Below are 16775 nucleotides of genomic sequence, written 5' to 3' on the forward strand. Positions count from 1 at the left end.
ACCAAGCTTTCATGGAAGAAACAGACATCGGGAAACGCAAACGGGAAAATGTACTTAAGATTGGTTACTCAACCTTGGATGAAATCGAGGAAAAAGTAAAGGCCTTTCGAGTCATGAACCAAAATGCCGTGAAAAAACGGTATCTCATCACGCGAGATCCCATCCTTGACCCCCAAGGAAAGGTTCTCCTTGCCAAAGCACAAGAAATCGATGTATCTGCTGCCAAACTCCTAAGGCGTCATTTTAAGGGCGTAGACATGTTTAAGGTCTTCCAACCTGACGAGGGGCTTGTCATCATCTCCGATATGTCCACAATGGAAGGGGTTTCCTTTTCCATGGACATTGTGACCCAAATCATGAACCTAGGTGGTGGTGCTTACGAAGGGTTTATCGATCGGGTGGATAGTTTCGAGGACTTCATCGGACTCCTCAAAAAAAAACTATTTCCTCGGATGATCATTGTGGGATACCTCCCCAAAGAAAAAATTCAAAACGAAATCATCAATTTTGTAAAAGTAAAACGATTGGACAATTACCTTCGAACCTTGGAACTTACCCATTCCGTTTTTAAACCCACTGCCTATTTTCCAAAAATTAAACAGGTGAATATCTCCCAAGAAGACCCCAAATCCTGGGGTCGTTTTGTAGTCGAGATTGTTCGAGAATATACAAGACCGTATTTTGTCGAAGAAGTTTAGCTAAGACAGAATTGTAGAACGGTTGAGCATAGCACCTGCGATGTTTCCCGAGTGAACGGCATTTGCCACTGAACGAAATAACGAAGCCATATCGCCGGCCGCATACACACCTGGGACATTTGTTTCGTAAAAATTAGAAACCTCTATATGTCCACTTGGAAGGAGTTTGCAACCGAGTATTTCGGGTAATTTGGAATGTTGGACCATCAGGACCTTTGCATAGAGTGCTTGGATGGGAACTTCTTTACCTGATCTTAATTTTACTGCCGAAATTTGACCTTCTTTGTGGACCAGTGCTTCTACAAATTCGGTTACAATGGAAATACCTTCATTTTCTAATTTGGTTTGCTCTTCTTTGGAAAACTGAATTGGACCATTGGTATATACTGTTAATTCTTTAGCCCAGTGCTTTAGAAATTTAGAATGTTCAAATATTCCTGTTTCGTTCATCCAGAGTCCGGTTGTTTTTCCAACAAATTCATAACCATGGCAATACGGGCAATGGATGACAGATTTTCCCCAAGACTCGGCAAAACCCGGAATTTCTGGAAGGATGTCTTTCAGACCGGTTGCAAAAATGATTTTATTAGTTTGGATGGGAGAGAATTCATCTCCTTTTAATAGAAAAACATCTTCCATTTTTTCGATTGTCTTTACTTCACCTAACTGAAGTTTAAAGTTTGGATATTCTTTTAAATCGGTTAGGGCTTTTTCACGAATGGAACCGGGAGATTTACCATCATGAGTGATAAAGTTATGCGAGGCGGGAGTATTTTTGTTACAGGGTCTTTCGGAATCAATGACAATGATTTTACGTAGGGAACGAACGAGGGAAAGGGCGGCTGAAAGTCCGGAAAAACTTCCTCCGATAATGGCTACTTCGACTTTTTGAATGGATTCCATAAATGCAATCGTGTTGCATCTATGGAATCTGGTAAGGATTAAACTTCGTAAAAAGTTAAATTCTCATATAGTTCTTTAGGTAGGTTCCCGCTGGCATCCATATACTTTTTGTATTTGTTCTCGAACTCTTTGTGTTGGCGTGTGCGAATGTTTTTGAACCGGTTGTGGAGTTCTGAATACGCTGGTTGTGAACTGACCTTTTCTCTGATATTTTTGTGGAAAGGGATATGGCGATAAAATATGGAACGTACCACTCGGTTGACCCTCTGCACACCTTCCGCTTCATACCGAATCCACATGGAGTAGTCGTATGCAAATTTATCACGGTCTGTTCGGAACCGTTTGAATTCAGATGATATTTTTTCTTTGAGTTCTGGAGAAAGATCTTTGCTCTTTTTGTAGAACTGCACATAATCCGTGTAATCTGCCGTGATGGAAGGAATTCCAACGTTGTTCCAATCGGGGCCAAGTATATTTTTACAAAGTTCCCAACGGAATGCTGCTATGGCTTCCAACATAAACGTTTTTAAGTCTCCTGTAACAAAGTGAGGAATACAAATTCTTCCTCTTGATTCTTTTGAACCGGCTCCACGGAAGATTGATAAGTCCTGCCACATCATAATCTTCGGTCCAATGGACGGAACTAAGATAAAGTCGGGAATAATCGACCTTTGGACAAATTCGTTTTTGATTCCAATCTCTTCGTTTCGATAAATGACTTCACGGTTGAAAGCTGTATAATCAATTCCTAGAATATACTGTAGGGCTTTTTCTACATCTTCTTTGGATACAAAACATTTCTCTAAAGGAATTGTGATATGGTATTTTGTCAAAATTGGGAAGTGGCTTGCAATATTCCCAGACGTCAAACGAACGTTTGGTTCATACATAGAGGAGATTTCTGAACCAAGTCTTGCCTCTCCTGTATCGTAGTCCGGTGGGATGTCTTTTTCAGATTTGATTCCAGAATCTTTCAGATCCATTTTAAGTTTTTCGAAGAAAGTTTGGCCCAACTCATCCACAGAGGTTGGAACTTCTCTTGAATAGATTTTTTCTAACCAATCAGTTCCATAATGGATGGGAGCACTTGGGTTCCCACCTCCTTGATACAATCTACCCACGAGTTCGACAATATGGCCTTCATCCAAAAGACTTTCATCAAAATAACCATATCGTAACATGAGTTCAACGGCCTTAGGTGCTTGTTTGCCAGCTTGCAGCCATTTGGTGAAAGATTTTTTATACACTTCCCAATAGGTTTTTGCAATGGTTCTTCTGATTTTACGATTGTCTGGTTCGGGATCCAATGGGTTTTTAAACGATTTGAGTTTTACCATTAGAGTTGAGAATTCTTTTACTGCTTCCGGATCAGCTTGTGAGTAGTTCAGGATTTGGCTTGCTGAGTTTAAAAGTTCTACTTTGAGAGCTTTGGTGTCGATCCCAGCATGGATGGTTCCGTTCCCTTGCGAACTTTCCTCTTTGTTTTTTCCTGCAGAAAGTTCATGGCCATATTTGTTAGTAAGTTCTGTTTGTTTGGTTTCTAATTTGTCTAAGTTATTGCCAAGGGATGCATAAGGAGAACCAAAAATTTGTTTGTATTCATCTAACAGCGACTTTGATTTTTTTAGAGCCCATTCTGTAATGGGTAATAACACAGTAGATGGAATTGTGGAATATCCAGTGTTAAATAAATCTAAGGTTAAATTGAATTTTTCAACAAGGGCATTCTCTCCAACAAACATGGTGTTCATCATATCAGAAAGTTCACTTGTTTCTTTGTTTAGAATTTCGAATAACTCTCGATAGGTTTTTACATAACTTTCTGCTGCACTCTGGAGTAAACTTGGATCGGATTCAAATAAAGCCTGTGAAATTTTAGGGTTCACCGATAGAATTTTTCGAATGAAATGAAATTCGGCATCATTCCATTCTATGGATTCGCTATAATTACGTTCAAAAAATTCGCCATGATCTTCTTCTAAAAAGTTAACGGTGGGTTTGTCAGGTAAAATTCCACCATGTTCCTGAAACCCAGCAAGATTGTTTCTGATGAGTCGCATTACTGGATCAATTATATTTTCATCACGAGTGATAAGTGCACCCGGGCTTACATCTGAAAATATAGATGGGTTTAAAATATAATATACTGCGCCCAAGTTGTCCATAGTCTGCTCGAATTTAGCAGCAAGGCCCTTGATCGATAACACTCGTTTGTAGAGTTCTCCAATTTCCTTGAGCAAGGTGCGAACGGCCATCACTCCCACAGATACTTTGGTAGTGAGAGTTTTTTTCGCATTGGCTTGGTTCATTACATAAGTGGAAATCACACAAGAAGTTTTGGCTCTGATGGTATATGGATAAGGTGTCCCTTCGAGCAGTGCAAAGATACCGGGAGTGAGATTGGCACCGTCCAAACTGTAGAGAACAATACTTGTATCGCCCAAAGTGGTTTCGATACGAACCGATCCTTCGTGTAGGATGTTCATGGAAGTTGAGGCTTTGCCTCCGATGAAAAGGACTTCACCTGGATTGACTGGGATCTTTTGGTTATTTTTACTGGTATCTAGAGGCATTTGGTTGTTCGTTTTGCGAAACTTTGGTTTCCGTCAAAACCTACTAAAGAAGCACCAAATTGCAAAATACTTTTTAGAAAAATACATCATGTTGAAGCCCCAAATTAAATTAAGTGCAAAAAAAGAAATTTATGTCCCTGGAGATAAGTCCATCTCGCATAGATCGGTACTCTTTAGTGCGCTGGCCCAAGGAAAATCCGAAATCCATGGTTTTTTAGAAGGAGAAGATCCCCTCCATACCTTAAATTGTTTTGCCAGTTTAGGGCTTTCGGTGGAGTCCTTGGGGAAAGGTAGTTATTCCGTACAAAGCCCAGGAAAACAGAACTTAAAATCTCCCGCAGGTGTACTCGATTTTGGGAATGCGGGAACGGGGATCCGTCTTTCTGCAGGACTACTTGCGGGACTTCCGCAGATCACTGCCACCTTGACCGGGGATGCCTCTCTTTGCAAACGCCCCATGGCAAGGATTATGAATCCACTTCGTGAAATGGGCGCAGACATTATTTCCGTCGAAGGGAATGATCGTGCTCCCCTTCGTATCGTTGGCAAACAACTGAAACGTTATTCTTATACTAGTCCTATTGCTTCGGCTCAAATCAAAAGTGCTTTGGTGCTCGCAGCACTTGCTTCAGAGATTTCCATTGATTATAAAGAACCAGAAGTTTCCCGCGATCATACAGAAAATATGATTCGATTCCTTGGAGGAAACATCAAACACCATTCGCCACTCCATTTTACTGTCGAACCACCTTATCATTTTGAAGGGGCTAAATTTGTGATCCCTGGAGATATTTCCAGTGCGGCCTTTTATATTGTCTTTGGACTTTGTGCGGGTGGGACAGAACCTCTACTCATTCGTAACATTGGACTCAATCCTTCTCGTGTGGGAATCATTACCGTTCTCCGAAATATGGGTGGAAAAATTGAAGTCACCGCCAAACGACAAGAATGCGGTGAAGAAATTGGCGATTTACTCGTTTATCCTTCAAAATTAAACAGGTCTGTGATTACAGAAGATTTGATTCCATCTATCATCGATGAAATTCCGATCCTTACCGTTGCAGGATTATTTTCCGAAGGGGGATTCCAAATCTCTCATGCAGAGGAACTAAGGGCAAAAGAATCTGATCGAATCCAGTCGATGGTTTCCAACTTAGAACGACTTGGTGTGACTGTAAAAGAGTCTAAAGATGGATACGAATTTGGGGAAGTGAAAGAAATCAAACCTTGTGCGATTGAAACTTTTATGGACCACCGGATTGCCATGAGTTTTGCTATCCTCTCAAAACTTTCGGGCGTAGAGCTAACGTTTGATGATACCAGTTGGGTTGATACCAGTTTCCCTGGCTTTTTCGAAATTCTAAAATCATTTTGAAATCAATGGTCTCGAATTTTGGATGGTTCCAATCCAAGCTAAACCTAAGGATTCATACCATTTGGAAAAATATTTTTGTTTCTCGTGGAATTAGTCCTTAGTAATGATTGATCAATTCCACTTCTTGTCTCATTGTAACAGTCAAGTGGCTTTGGGTTTTATAAAGTGGTGGATGAATGACTTCTCCCTTTCAATATTTCAGTGAATACTTAAATTTTTTCCTGCTGTTTTCCGCATTACTCGGATTTTTATACGCAATTGGAGAATTTTTTAGTTATCATAAAAATAGAAAACAAATTCTATTAGGAATTATTTTTTTAGGAACTAGTTACTTATTGTTTAACTTTTACTTAATTTCTTCTGGAACAATCAAATGGCTTTATCCTTTATTTTTGACGGACTTACCCATTGTCGCTTGTCTTGGGGTGTTGCTGGATGAATACTTTCTTACAGTTTTAGAAGGGAAATTTCGTTCTTTTCGTAGGCTTTCCTACCGGATCGTTCCTTTGACTTCTTTATTTGTTTTGATTGTCTTTTGGAATTTTTGGAACAAAACCAAATATCTCGAAACCCAATCTCTTGGTTTGAATCCATTTTTAAGTAGGCCTTTGTTTTTAGTTTTGCCAACCATTCTGATTTATATTTGGTGTTTGCTTCGTATTTTTAGAAGGATTTCAAAACAAATCCGCTGGAGTACGTTCCGAAAAAATTACACTTTAAAAATAGGGATCTTCATTGTTGGGTTTTGTTTGGCTTTATCCTTTAATGGACTCATCACTTTAGCAAGAGGTGGCCAAACCGCACACCAATTGTCTGGGATTGCCATCGGGATCTTTTTATGTTTTTTATATGTGCTTAGGCAAAGTTACCCAGATTTCTTTTTGGAAGTTCGGAAAATTGTAGAAGATGAAAAAAAGGCAAAGATTTCGCAGATTTCCAAACTGGATCACAAAGAGGTTCGAGGCAAACTCCAAAATTTATTTGAAAAAGAAAAGATCTACCGAGAAGAAAAACTAAGTCTCAGAGAATTGGCAGAAAGAATGGACCTAAGTTCTCACCAACTCTCCGAATTTTTAAATGCGGAAATCAAACAAAGTTTTTATCAATACACAAATTTCCACCGGGTGAACGAAGCGAAGGAAAAAATCGAAAAAGAACCGGATCGGTCCCTCCTTGCCATTGCCTATGATGTAGGATTCGGATCCAAATCGACCTTCAATGAAGCCTTCAAAAAGGAAACCGGAACCACTCCAAGAGAATTTAGAGAAAAAATCCTAAAAAAACATCCAGTTCGATCCAGTCGGTCGTAGTTTTCCATCCAATTCGATCGATCCAGACGATTCGGATTCTTTTTCGTAGTAGGATGGATTCAAGTTTGAGAGGGGAGTTTGAAAGATTCCGCTAAAAACAAATTTGATTCAAAGGATAATCCCATGAAAAAGAAAATCAGTTTAGTACTCGCTATCGTGTTTGCCGCTCAAGCAACATTTGCAGCACCAGCTAACCAAATGAGCGTAAAAGAAGCAGCGAAAGTTTTAGTGAACAATGGAATGACAAACAAAGAAGCACATGAGTATCTAAAAGCTCATATCACTCCACAAGAATTTGTGAGAATTAGCAGAGAAATTAAAAATGCTGAATTCGCAGGAACTCTTGATCAAGACTTGGAAGGGATTGTTTCTTCCATTCAATTAAAAAAATCTACCGGAAATTACTTACACGGAACAAACTTCAAAGTTTTTGAAAATGTTTTAGCTTCTGTGACTGTAGTAGCCGTTGTTGGTTTGCTCATTCATACAGGTGGATTTGGTAACGTAGTTTCTGGCGGGATGTATGATTCCGTAGGACTTGGATTCTAATCCTTCTGTTTACTATAAAACAAACTTAAAGATCTTGTTTCTATCCATACTACATGGCAAAGAGAAACAAGATCTCTTTTTAAAAAATAAAACCAATAGAGTATAAAAAATGAAAAGTTTAGAGTTTCACAGAAATCATTGGAAACAAAAAAGTTACATCTTACTTTCTATTTTTACATTCCTCTTCGGTGTGAACCTAACTGCAGAAGTAAAAAAAGAAAACCAAGTTTTGGATTGGGATGGGAACCGCAAACAGTTTGTCCATAAGAACATAACATTGGAAGATCTAGGTCTCAAATCCAAAACGAATTATATTTTAGAAAATTTTTCAATTCATTCTAAGTTAGAACAAGAGCCGATTCCACTCGAACAACTAGAAGGAAATTTGAAGTTACTCACTGTAGGATATCAACTTCGTAAAATAGAATCAAAATTTAAAACGATTGCAACCAGTGCAGGAACAAAAGAGAAAATTACAGAATTTAATCCTAAAGTTCGAATCAGAGTGGATGCACCATATGCTTATTCACCTACCGATTATTATGATTCCAAGGTTTCACTCAAAAACACTGCCTTAACCATTCCACCAGCAGAATCCAATGGAACTTGGACAAGTGAGTTGTGGTTTGCTCCTAAATGGGATTTTCCTATTTTTGGTACGTTTGCGTTTGAACGAATCATTGATACAGCTTCCTGCCCTGATGCGATCTATCACGAATACACTCATTTGATCACAGGAAAATATTTAGGGAACAATGCAATCGGTCGTTCACTTGCAGAAGGGATATCTGATTATTATGCTGCATCACTTTTAGATCATCCTGAACTTTATACACACAAAACATGTGAAGCTGTGAAACGCCAACTGATTGTTTCCTCTTTTCGATTGGATAAGGAGATTGGACTTTATGATGCAACCATTGAGTCCGATTTTAAAAAAGATTTTGCCTTTATTCCTTCTTTGTTATGGCAATACCGGACTTTAGTTGGAAGTGAATTAGCTGATGTTACCATCTTCCAGGCGATCGCTAAAACCAATGCTGGAGACCGTTTTTTCCCAGAGTTTATCAATACACTTTCCAACTCTCTATTTGCGGAAGTAAAAAAGAGAAATGGAGAAGATCAAGCTCGTGAGATTGCAATCCAACTTGAAAACAAAGTTTGGATTCCACATGGAGTGTATTCGAATTTAAGTAAAAGCCAGTCAGTATTTTCGGTATTTCCAAAATCATCAATTAGTGTTGCCAATTCGGATGAAAAATCAAATGAGTTTTGTGGTCAAAAGAATGAATTGGAATTCTATTGGAAGGAAGTGAATTTGGAAGAACCTACACTTAGATTTTATTGGAATTGTAATTCGGTTAAACTTCCTCTCATCATCCAGATGGACCAAACGAATCCAATGAATTATTTATTGTCATCTAACTTACATTTTCTGAATGGGAAGTTGAAATTTGCCAGCCAAAATGCAGACAAAGTAAATGCAAAACTTTCAAAAGAAAACCAAGTTTTATACCTTCAGATGTACAATTACATCAAGGAAAACTATTTCTATCGTAAAACAATGGAGAAAGAAGTGAGATTGTATTTGGATGGCGGTAATGATGTAAGTCATATTGATACCATCCGTATGGAATTTGCTTATTTAGGTAATTCGAAAAAAAGATTTCGATACACTTTCCCTGCAGTTAAGGATGGGGTTTATTGATAGGGAATTTGATTTTATATTCCGCACCAGAGTCCCCATGAAAGGTAAGTGTGCCACTCAGTTGTTTGATTAACATAGCCACTAAGGTCAATCCAAAACCCAGATTCTCTGGGTTTGTTATTTCTGGATTAAATCCTTTCCCATTGTCACTGATGAGTAAAAAGAAATTATCTTCTTCTGTCCAGACTTTGATTCGAATTTCCAGCTCTTTGGAAGAATCCCTTGCATACTTTAAACTATTGGTTAGAAGTTCGTTTGTTATGATGCCAATGGCTTGGAGTTGTTCTGCGGACAATTGTAAGCTATCAATTTCTGTAATCAGTTTTACCGGGTAAGGAAATAACGATATGATTTCCCCTGATAAAGGAATTAGATATTCATCCAAAAGTAATTCGTGAAATGCTTTCCCTAAATACAATTTGTCGTAGAGAAGGGACATGGTTTTGATACGACTGGTCGCATCCTTTAAAGAGTTTCGAATTTCTTCATTTTTCTGTGACCCTGCTTGTAAATCTAAAAGATTATAAAGGATGGTCATATTGTTTTTGATTCGATGATGAACCTCTCGTAATATCATTTCTTTTTCGGAAAGAAGGGACTTTACTTTTTCTTCAGCACTTTTTCTTTCTGTGACATCATGAACGATTGAAAAAAGCAGATGACGGTTACTAGTTTCAATAGGAGTGGAATAAACTTCTACCTGTTTGACGATACCATTTGCAAGTTTGTGTGGAAAAGAAAAATAACTTCTTTCTTCTGCGAGGGCACGCATTCTCTCTGCTTTCACTTCTTCCGGAGGTAAAATATTGATTTCTTCAATTTTCATTTTCGTTAGAACTTCATGAGGGTATCCATAAAACTGAATGGCCGTCTGGTTGGCGTTGATGATGTCTCCCGAATTTGGTTCAATGATGAGCATAACAGATGAATTCTTTTCAAAAAAGTCTCGAAACCTTCTTTCACTTTCAGTTAGCTTTTCGGAAACAATTGATTTTTCGATGGCAATACTCACCAGGTCTGCTGTTTCCGTAATGATAAAAATATCAAATTCATTAGGGCTTGCAATTTCACGATGGTAAATGGCAAAGGTACCAATGACTTCGTTTGTATGGGAGCGGATAGGTTCAGACCAACAAGAATACAAACCAACGCTTAAGGCGACGTCTTTATAATTTTTCCATAAGGGACTTGTTCCAATGTCTTCTACGATCACTCGTTTGCCGGTGTAGGCAGCTGTGCCACATGAACCTGCTTCTGGCCCAATGGTGACTCCTTCAATGGAATCGTTATAAATTTTAGGAAGGGAAGGGGCAGCACCAATTTTGATTTTAGAATTTTCGATGAGAATTACCGTGCAGATCATGGTGGGATTGAGAGTTTCAATTCCCAATACAATTTCGCTCAGTATTTCTGGGAGTGGCGCATTTCCAACAATGAGTTCTAAGATCCCACTTCGATAACATTCGAAGTCGGCAATTCGTTCTGGATTTAGATTGCGATTTCTAAGTTTCACGAACATCCCACCCGAGTGTCGCTCAAACTACGGGGGAAAAAACTTGTGTCAAGGGAAAATCGTTTACCGTCGGTTAGTCTTTCTTCCCGTTCAGAATTCCTCTGGACGAAATCAATTCCTGTTCTAGTTTTAGAATATAAAACCATGAGTTTATCGAACATAGAAAAAGTCATTGCCATCGACGGGCCTGCCGGCTCTGGAAAAAGTACGCTCGCACGAATGATTGCCCATAAAATTGGGTATCTTTACTTAGATTCGGGTGCCTACTATCGTGCACTAACCCTTGCTATATGGGAAAAGTTTTTGGAAACAAAAGAGGATGAGTCTAAGTTTCCCTTTTATACGGAAAAACTAGGAGACGCGACTCTTTTAGAAAAAGACGAAGCTGAGTTTGGATTTTCTGTGGCGAAGATTCCCGTACACTGTGAACTTTCTTCCACTGGAGAAAATTTAATGTTTCTCGGTGAAAGAGACATAAGTTTGGAAATCCGCGATCCAGAGATCACAAAAAAAATTCGTTACATTGCTCCTAGAAGGGCTTTTCGAGAAATTATCAACCACCACATCCGAGAATTTGCAAAAACCCACCAATTGGTGATGGACGGCCGGGACATTGGAACGGAAGTCTTCCCAAAATCCAAATTTAAATTTTTTCTGACTGCCTCTGTGGAAGTGAGGGCAAAACGCCGATACGATGAATTAGTTGCAAAAGGCTTCAAAGCCGACCTAGACCACATCAAGGAAGAGATTGTGGCGAGGGATGAAAGTGATACCACTCGTACTGTGGCTCCCCTGAAGCAGGCTTCCGACGCAATCCTGATTGACACGAGCACCCTCGACACGGAAACTGTCCTAAATACTATCCTGTCCAAGGTTTCATCCTCTGGGCAAATCTAGGTTTTGTATCCCGGTAACCATTGAATTCAACCAACCCATCCTCCCCCAAAAATGAGACCACTTCCTTCGGCGAATTATTAGAGAAGTGGGAATCGCAGTCACAAGCACAAGAACAAGAAAACTCCGCAGGAAAAGGTACCCTCATTGAAGGGACTGTAGTCGATGTCATTGGTGACACTGTTTTCCTTGATATTGGAGAAAAATTGGAAGCTCGTGTCTCACGTGAAGACTTTTCCGAAACACCAAAACGCGGTGAAAAAGTCAGTGCGATCATTAAGAAGCGGGTCGACGGATATTGTGTCCTCTCTAAAAAAGAAGCGGACCAAAGAGTTGGTTGGGAAACCATCAAAGATGCAAACCAAAACGGATATCCACTCTCTGGTAAAATTGCCGGTGAAGTCAAAAACAAAGGATACCTAGTTGAAAGCGAAGGAATCCAATTGTTCCTACCTGCCTCTCATGTAGGCGTTCGTTTTAAAGAATCCACAGAAGGTGGAAAAGAGTTTTCATTCAAAATTATTGAACTCAACGAAAAAACAAGAACCGGTGTGGTATCTCGTAAAACCCTCCTCGACGAAATCAACGGCGAGAAGTGGGAAGAACTCCTCGGTAAAGTCAAAGTTGGGGACAAGGTAACAGGAAAGGTTGTAAAAATTGCTAATTTTGGTGTTTTCCTTTCTGTTTACGAAGTGGTTGGCCTTCTTCGCCAAAACGATATTTCTTATAAAAAATTTGCTCCTTTCAAACAATACTTCAATATCGGTGCTGAAGTCGAAGTGGTTGTTTTGGAAGTTGATAAAGAGAACAACAAACTTTCTCTTGGAATCAAACAACTCTATGAAGATCCTTGGATTTGGGCAAAGAAAGAACTCGAAAAAGGAATGGTGGTTCGCGGTATCGTAACCTCTCTCACGAATTTCGGTGCTTTCGTAGAACTCAAAGAAGGATTGGAAGGACTCATCCACACCACAGAACTTTCTTGGGCAAAAAAACCACCTCATCCAAAAGATGTTTTGAAAAAAGGCCAAGAAGTAGATTCTGAAATTTTGGATATTGATTTCGAAGCAAGACGTTTGTCTCTCGGACTCAAACAATTACTTCCTAACCCATGGGAAGCTCTTTCTGCTAACGTTCGAGCTGGAAACGTACTCGAAGGTAAAATCACTGGAATCACTAAATACGGTGCTTTCGTTGAAGTAGAAAGTGGAATCGAAGGACTCATTCATATCTCTGACATTACTTGGGATGAAAAAGAAAAGAACCCACTCAATCTCCTAAAAAAAGGCCAGTCGGTTCAATACAAAATCCTTGATGTCAACTTAGATGCGCAACGAATCAGCTGTGGACTCAAACAACTTTCTGAACATCCATACGAAGCTCTTCGCAAAAAATACCCACCGGGTACTCTTGTGGAAGGTCGTGTGAAATCGATTGTTAGTTTTGGTGTTTTCGTAGAAGTAGAACCAGGTTACGAAGGCCTTGTTCACATCTCTGAAATTCCAGATGGTCGTAACATCAAGTTAGAAGATCTTTACAAAGTGGGCGATTCTGTTCGCACAGTAGTTGTTAAAATTGAACCTAACAATAAGAAAATTTCTCTCTCTATCAAAGACTTTGATAAAGCAGTAGAACGTGAAGAGATGGCAAAATACATGAAGGAAGACAACCAACCTTCACGTGAATCCATCGGTTCATTTATGAATTTAAACCAAAACCGATAGGTCCATGGATAAGTTTCATAAAAAAAACCAAATCGAACAAAAGAAACAAGCCGAACTCATCCAAAAGGATGAGTTCGCTGATTTCGAAGGTTCCAAAGCAGAACTTGCATTTTTAAAGTTCACACATTTTTTAGCACGCAATCGTAAGTCTGTCTTTATTGCTCTATCTTCCGCAATTGTTGTGTTAGCTGCTGTCATTGGGTTTTTCGAATACCGTGCCTATCTTTTTGAAAAAGAAACAGTCACACTGGAAGATTTGAAACTCACACACCAAAAATCTAAGGTGGGTCTCGATGCTCAGATCCAAAGTTTGGAAGCTTTTTTGCAAAACCAAAGTACCGGTAAAATGGAACTTCGAGTTTGGAAAGATCTTTCTAAACTTTATGCTGAAAAAGGGGAATTCGGAAAAGCTGCCGGTTACCTGGAAGACGCTGCAAAAAAGATTGATACTCCAAAAGAAATCAAAGCCCTTTATTTTTACGTTGCTGGAAACTACAGAGAACGTGAAAAAAATAATGCCAAGTCATTAGAAAATTATAAAATTGCTGCTACGGTCATCGAACCTGCAAGAGAACTCAATGGTTTTAAGGCTTGGTCTTATTACCAAGCAGGCCGATTGTCTTACCTTAACGGAGACAAGGCGGGTGCTAAAGAGTATCTTGAAAAAGCTGTCAAACTAGACGTGGCAGAATCTGGAGAAGATGTAAAACTCCTCTCTAGTTATTTACTCCTCAAACTCGGGAAAAACTAACTTATGTTAACTTTGGCTCTTCCGAAAGGTAGGCTTGCCGAAGAAACTGCGGATCTTTTGTTATCCAAAGGATGGCTAAAAACATTGCCATCTGAGGGTTCGAAAGAGCTCACCTTTGTCTCGGAGGACAAACGCCTCCGCCTTTTATTTGTCAGATCCCAAGACGTATGCACTTATGTGGAAGAAGCTGCTGCTGATGCGGGGATTGTGGGTTGGGATATTTTACGGGAAGGGGGATTTGATCTCATTGCTCCCGTAGATTTGAAATTAGGGGCTTGCCGGCTTTCTCTTGCCTCTTTCCCTGATTTTGATCTTTTTGCCAAACGTTCCAAAGTGCGAGTGGCGACCAAATACCCAAACCTAACTCGGGAATACTTTTTTTCAAAAGGGATCTCCTGCGAAATCATCAAACTCTATGGTTCGATTGAACTTGCTCCCATTGTGGGTCTTTCTGACTGCATTGTGGACTTAGTTTCCACTGGGGGAACCCTAAAAGCCAATGGGCTCAAGGAATTTGAGTCGATTTTATATAGTACAGCACGTTTCGTCTGCAATCGCTCCTCTTTTTATCACAAACACACCGAATTACGGTCTCTTATCGAGAGCTTAGAAAATTAAAATATTGTTTTCACATTGGTTTTCCAAAACATAGTAAAAACCAGTTATAATTCCATAGAGGATAGCCATGGCAGTCCCAAAGAGACGTAAATCAAAATCGAAAGTTAGAACAAAAAGAGCCCATCATGCGATAGGCAAACCTAACTTAAACCCGTGTTCCAATTGTGGATCATTTGTTCTGTCCCACCGTGTTTGCCCTTATTGCGGTTTTTATAAGGGAAAACTCGTAGTCGCTCAAAAAGTTAAAAAAACGACCGAAGATAACTAACCATTATGTGGGTCGCCGTGGACGCGATGAGCGGAGATTACGGCCCTGAAGGTATCGTCGAGGGCGCGGTACTGGCAGTTCGAGAATTCGGGCTGTCTGTGTATCTCGTTGGCGACGAACAAGAGTTACTCGATATCTTATTAAAATTTGATTATGACACAGAGAAAGTCCGTGTCATTCATTCTACTGAAATCATCGGTATGAATGATTCTCCTTCGATAGCAGTCCGCGCTATGGAGGATTCTTCCGTAGTCAAAGCAGTTCGTTTAGTAGCAGATAAAGAATGTATCGGTGTGTTTTCTCCGGGAAACACTGGTGCAACTATGGCTGCTGCGTTGTTACACTTAGGTCGCCTACCTGGCGTTCTGCGACCTCCTATTGCCGCACATATTCCAAGAGAAGAAGGGCCACCTGTGCTTCTGTTAGATGCCGGTGCCAATGTGGATTGTAAACCAGAGTATTTGGCACAGTTCGCAGTGATGGGTGAAATCTATTCCCGTGAACTTTTTGGAATTCAAGATCCTAAAGTTGGAATCCTTTCCAATGGGGAAGAAGACAAAAAGGGAAATACTGTTTCTGTCAAAACCTTTGATCTCTTAAAAAAAATCCCTTTTAACTTTGTAGGAAACGTAGAAGGTCGCGATCTTTATGGTGGTGGTCGTGAAGTAGATGTTGTCGTTTGCGATGGGTTTATTGGGAACATTGTTCTGAAAGCCACGGAAGGTCTTGCGAAATCTATATTCAATGTTTTAAGAAATTCCATCAGACAATCTAGCCTTGCGCAAACGGGTGCCTTACTTTTAAAATCAACATTTAACGCAGTGAAAAAACGTTTAGACTATGCGGAATATGGTGGTGCTCTTCTACTAGGGGTGGAAGGGATTTGTATGATTGGGCATGGATCTTCCAATGCATTGGCAGTCAAAAATGCCGTGCGTGTCATCGCTGAGTGCGCCAAACATGGAATCAACGATAGAATCCGAGCAAGACTCGGTGAATACAAAACAATACTGGGTGATTCTACTTAAATCACATTAGGATTCATTTAAATTGATTTAGTTTAGAAAATGTTTTTAGGAATTAGAAAAAAAGAGGAAAAACCAAATGATTAGTTTATCAGGAAAAACGGCCATCGTGACAGGTGGAGCAAGAGGGATTGGAAAAGCAACTTGTTTGAAGCTAGCTTCTCTTGGAGCTAACATCGTTGTAGCGGACATGAATCCAGAAGCAACGAATGCAACAGCCGAAGAATTAAAATCCAAAGGTTACAAAGCAATCGCAGTAGTAGCAAACGTTTCTGTAGAAGAAGATGCTCAAAAACTAATTGATTCAGCAAAAAAAGAATTTGGAACAGTAGACATCCTAGTGAATAACGCAGGGATCACTCGTGACACTCTCCTTATGAGAATGAAAAAAGAGCAGTGGGATTCTGTCATAGCAGTAAACCTGACTGGAACTTATCTTTGTACACAAGCAGCGATCAAAGTAATGATGAAACAAGAAAATGGTGGATCTATCATCAACCTTTCTTCTATCTCTGGTGAAAACGGAAACATTGGACAAACAAACTACTCTGCTTCAAAAGCAGGTGTGATTGGTTTTACTAAAGCTGTGGCTCTTGAGATGGCTTCTAGAAAAGTTCGTTGTAACGCAATCGCTCCAGGTTTTATTGCAACTGAAATGACAGAAGCAATCCCTGAAAACATCAGACACGGTATGGTGCAAGCAATTCCATTAAAACGTGCTGGTCTTCCAGAAGACATTGCAAACGGAATTGCCTTCCTTGCTTCTGATGCAGGTATGGGAAGGTCAGATAGGTAACAAAAGAGACAACTCACATAGGTAACACCGACAATGAGTATCGGAGGACAATCCGATGCCTTGGAAGGAA

General features: G+C 39.7%; 15 protein-coding genes. 12 read left to right on the forward strand and 3 right to left on the reverse strand.

Annotated elements, in window-relative coordinates; genetic code table 11:
- Window positions 1–11 precede the first annotated feature (11 nt).
- The gene (locus CLV96_RS18785; protein WP_134152068.1) at window positions 12–698 is read left to right on the forward strand and encodes a hypothetical protein; all 687 of its coding nucleotides are present in this window, start codon (window positions 12–14) and stop codon (window positions 696–698) included.
- On the opposite strand, the gene CLV96_RS18790 is transcribed toward CLV96_RS18785, so the two are convergent.
- Window positions 699–1601 carry an NAD(P)/FAD-dependent oxidoreductase gene (locus tag CLV96_RS18790; protein WP_004787711.1) on the reverse strand — a complete coding sequence of 301 codons (903 nt, stop codon included), beginning with the start codon at window positions 1599–1601 and terminating at the stop codon, window positions 699–701.
- Window positions 1602–1639: 38 nt separating this feature from the next.
- Window positions 1640–4174, reverse strand: coding sequence for a cyclic nucleotide-binding domain-containing protein (locus CLV96_RS18795; RefSeq protein WP_004786764.1), 2535 nt, complete (start codon window positions 4172–4174; stop codon window positions 1640–1642).
- An 88-nt stretch (window positions 4175–4262) separates the two neighbouring features.
- Between CLV96_RS18795 and aroA the strand changes: the two genes are divergently transcribed.
- The 4 genes from aroA (at window position 4263) to CLV96_RS18815 (ending at window position 9116) form a co-directional block, all read left to right on the forward strand.
- Entirely contained in the window at window positions 4263–5549 is a 1287-nt protein-coding gene (gene aroA / locus CLV96_RS18800) for a 3-phosphoshikimate 1-carboxyvinyltransferase (RefSeq protein ID WP_035983361.1), read from the forward strand.
- Window positions 5550–5725: 176 nt separating this feature from the next.
- Window positions 5726–6859, forward strand: a complete 1134-nt coding sequence (locus CLV96_RS18805; protein ID WP_004784151.1) for a helix-turn-helix domain-containing protein — start codon at window positions 5726–5728, stop codon at window positions 6857–6859.
- Window positions 6860–6982: 123 nt separating this feature from the next.
- Complete coding sequence (locus CLV96_RS18810) at window positions 6983–7408, forward strand: hypothetical protein (RefSeq protein WP_004787522.1); 426 nt, start codon at window positions 6983–6985, stop codon at window positions 7406–7408.
- Between the two features lie 109 nt (window positions 7409–7517).
- The gene (locus CLV96_RS18815) at window positions 7518–9116 is read left to right on the forward strand and encodes a hypothetical protein (protein ID WP_004785348.1); all 1599 of its coding nucleotides are present in this window, start codon (window positions 7518–7520) and stop codon (window positions 9114–9116) included.
- On the opposite strand, the gene CLV96_RS18820 is transcribed toward CLV96_RS18815, so the two are convergent.
- Complete coding sequence (locus CLV96_RS18820) at window positions 9097–10629, reverse strand: histidine kinase dimerization/phosphoacceptor domain -containing protein (protein WP_004786912.1); 1533 nt, start codon at window positions 10627–10629, stop codon at window positions 9097–9099. The two genes, CLV96_RS18815 and CLV96_RS18820, sit on opposite strands and share 20 nt — an antisense overlap.
- A 144-nt stretch (window positions 10630–10773) precedes the next feature.
- Here CLV96_RS18820 and cmk point away from each other — a divergent pair, with 144 nt between their 5' ends.
- The 7 genes from cmk to CLV96_RS18855 all read left to right on the forward strand — a co-directional run bounded on the left by cmk (window position 10774) and on the right by CLV96_RS18855 (window position 16705).
- Window positions 10774–11526 carry a (d)CMP kinase gene (cmk, locus tag CLV96_RS18825; protein WP_004786408.1) on the forward strand — a complete coding sequence of 251 codons (753 nt, stop codon included), beginning with the start codon at window positions 10774–10776 and terminating at the stop codon, window positions 11524–11526.
- A 20-nt stretch (window positions 11527–11546) separates the two neighbouring features.
- Window positions 11547–13247 (forward strand): 30S ribosomal protein S1, encoded by a 1701-nt coding sequence (locus CLV96_RS18830; RefSeq protein ID WP_004785965.1) that lies wholly within the window; start codon window positions 11547–11549, stop codon window positions 13245–13247.
- 4 nt (window positions 13248–13251) lie between these two features.
- Window positions 13252–13998, forward strand: coding sequence for a tetratricopeptide repeat protein (locus CLV96_RS18835; protein WP_004785089.1), 747 nt, complete (start codon window positions 13252–13254; stop codon window positions 13996–13998).
- 3 nt (window positions 13999–14001) lie between these two features.
- Window positions 14002–14616 (forward strand): ATP phosphoribosyltransferase, encoded by a 615-nt coding sequence (hisG, locus tag CLV96_RS18840; RefSeq protein ID WP_004785973.1) that lies wholly within the window; start codon window positions 14002–14004, stop codon window positions 14614–14616.
- A 67-nt stretch (window positions 14617–14683) separates the two neighbouring features.
- Window positions 14684–14884: a 50S ribosomal protein L32 gene (gene rpmF, locus CLV96_RS18845; RefSeq protein WP_015679024.1), complete on the forward strand. Its 201-nt coding sequence runs from the start codon at window positions 14684–14686 to the stop codon at window positions 14882–14884.
- Between the two features lie 5 nt (window positions 14885–14889).
- Entirely contained in the window at window positions 14890–15912 is a 1023-nt protein-coding gene (plsX, locus tag CLV96_RS18850; RefSeq protein ID WP_040917096.1) for a phosphate acyltransferase PlsX, read from the forward strand.
- Between the two features lie 76 nt (window positions 15913–15988).
- The gene (locus CLV96_RS18855; RefSeq protein WP_134152070.1) at window positions 15989–16705 is read left to right on the forward strand and encodes a beta-ketoacyl-ACP reductase; all 717 of its coding nucleotides are present in this window, start codon (window positions 15989–15991) and stop codon (window positions 16703–16705) included.
- Window positions 16706–16775 lie beyond the last annotated feature (70 nt).

The organism is Leptospira meyeri, assembly GCF_004368965.1.
GTDB lineage: Bacteria > Spirochaetota > Leptospiria > Leptospirales > Leptospiraceae > Leptospira_A > Leptospira_A meyeri.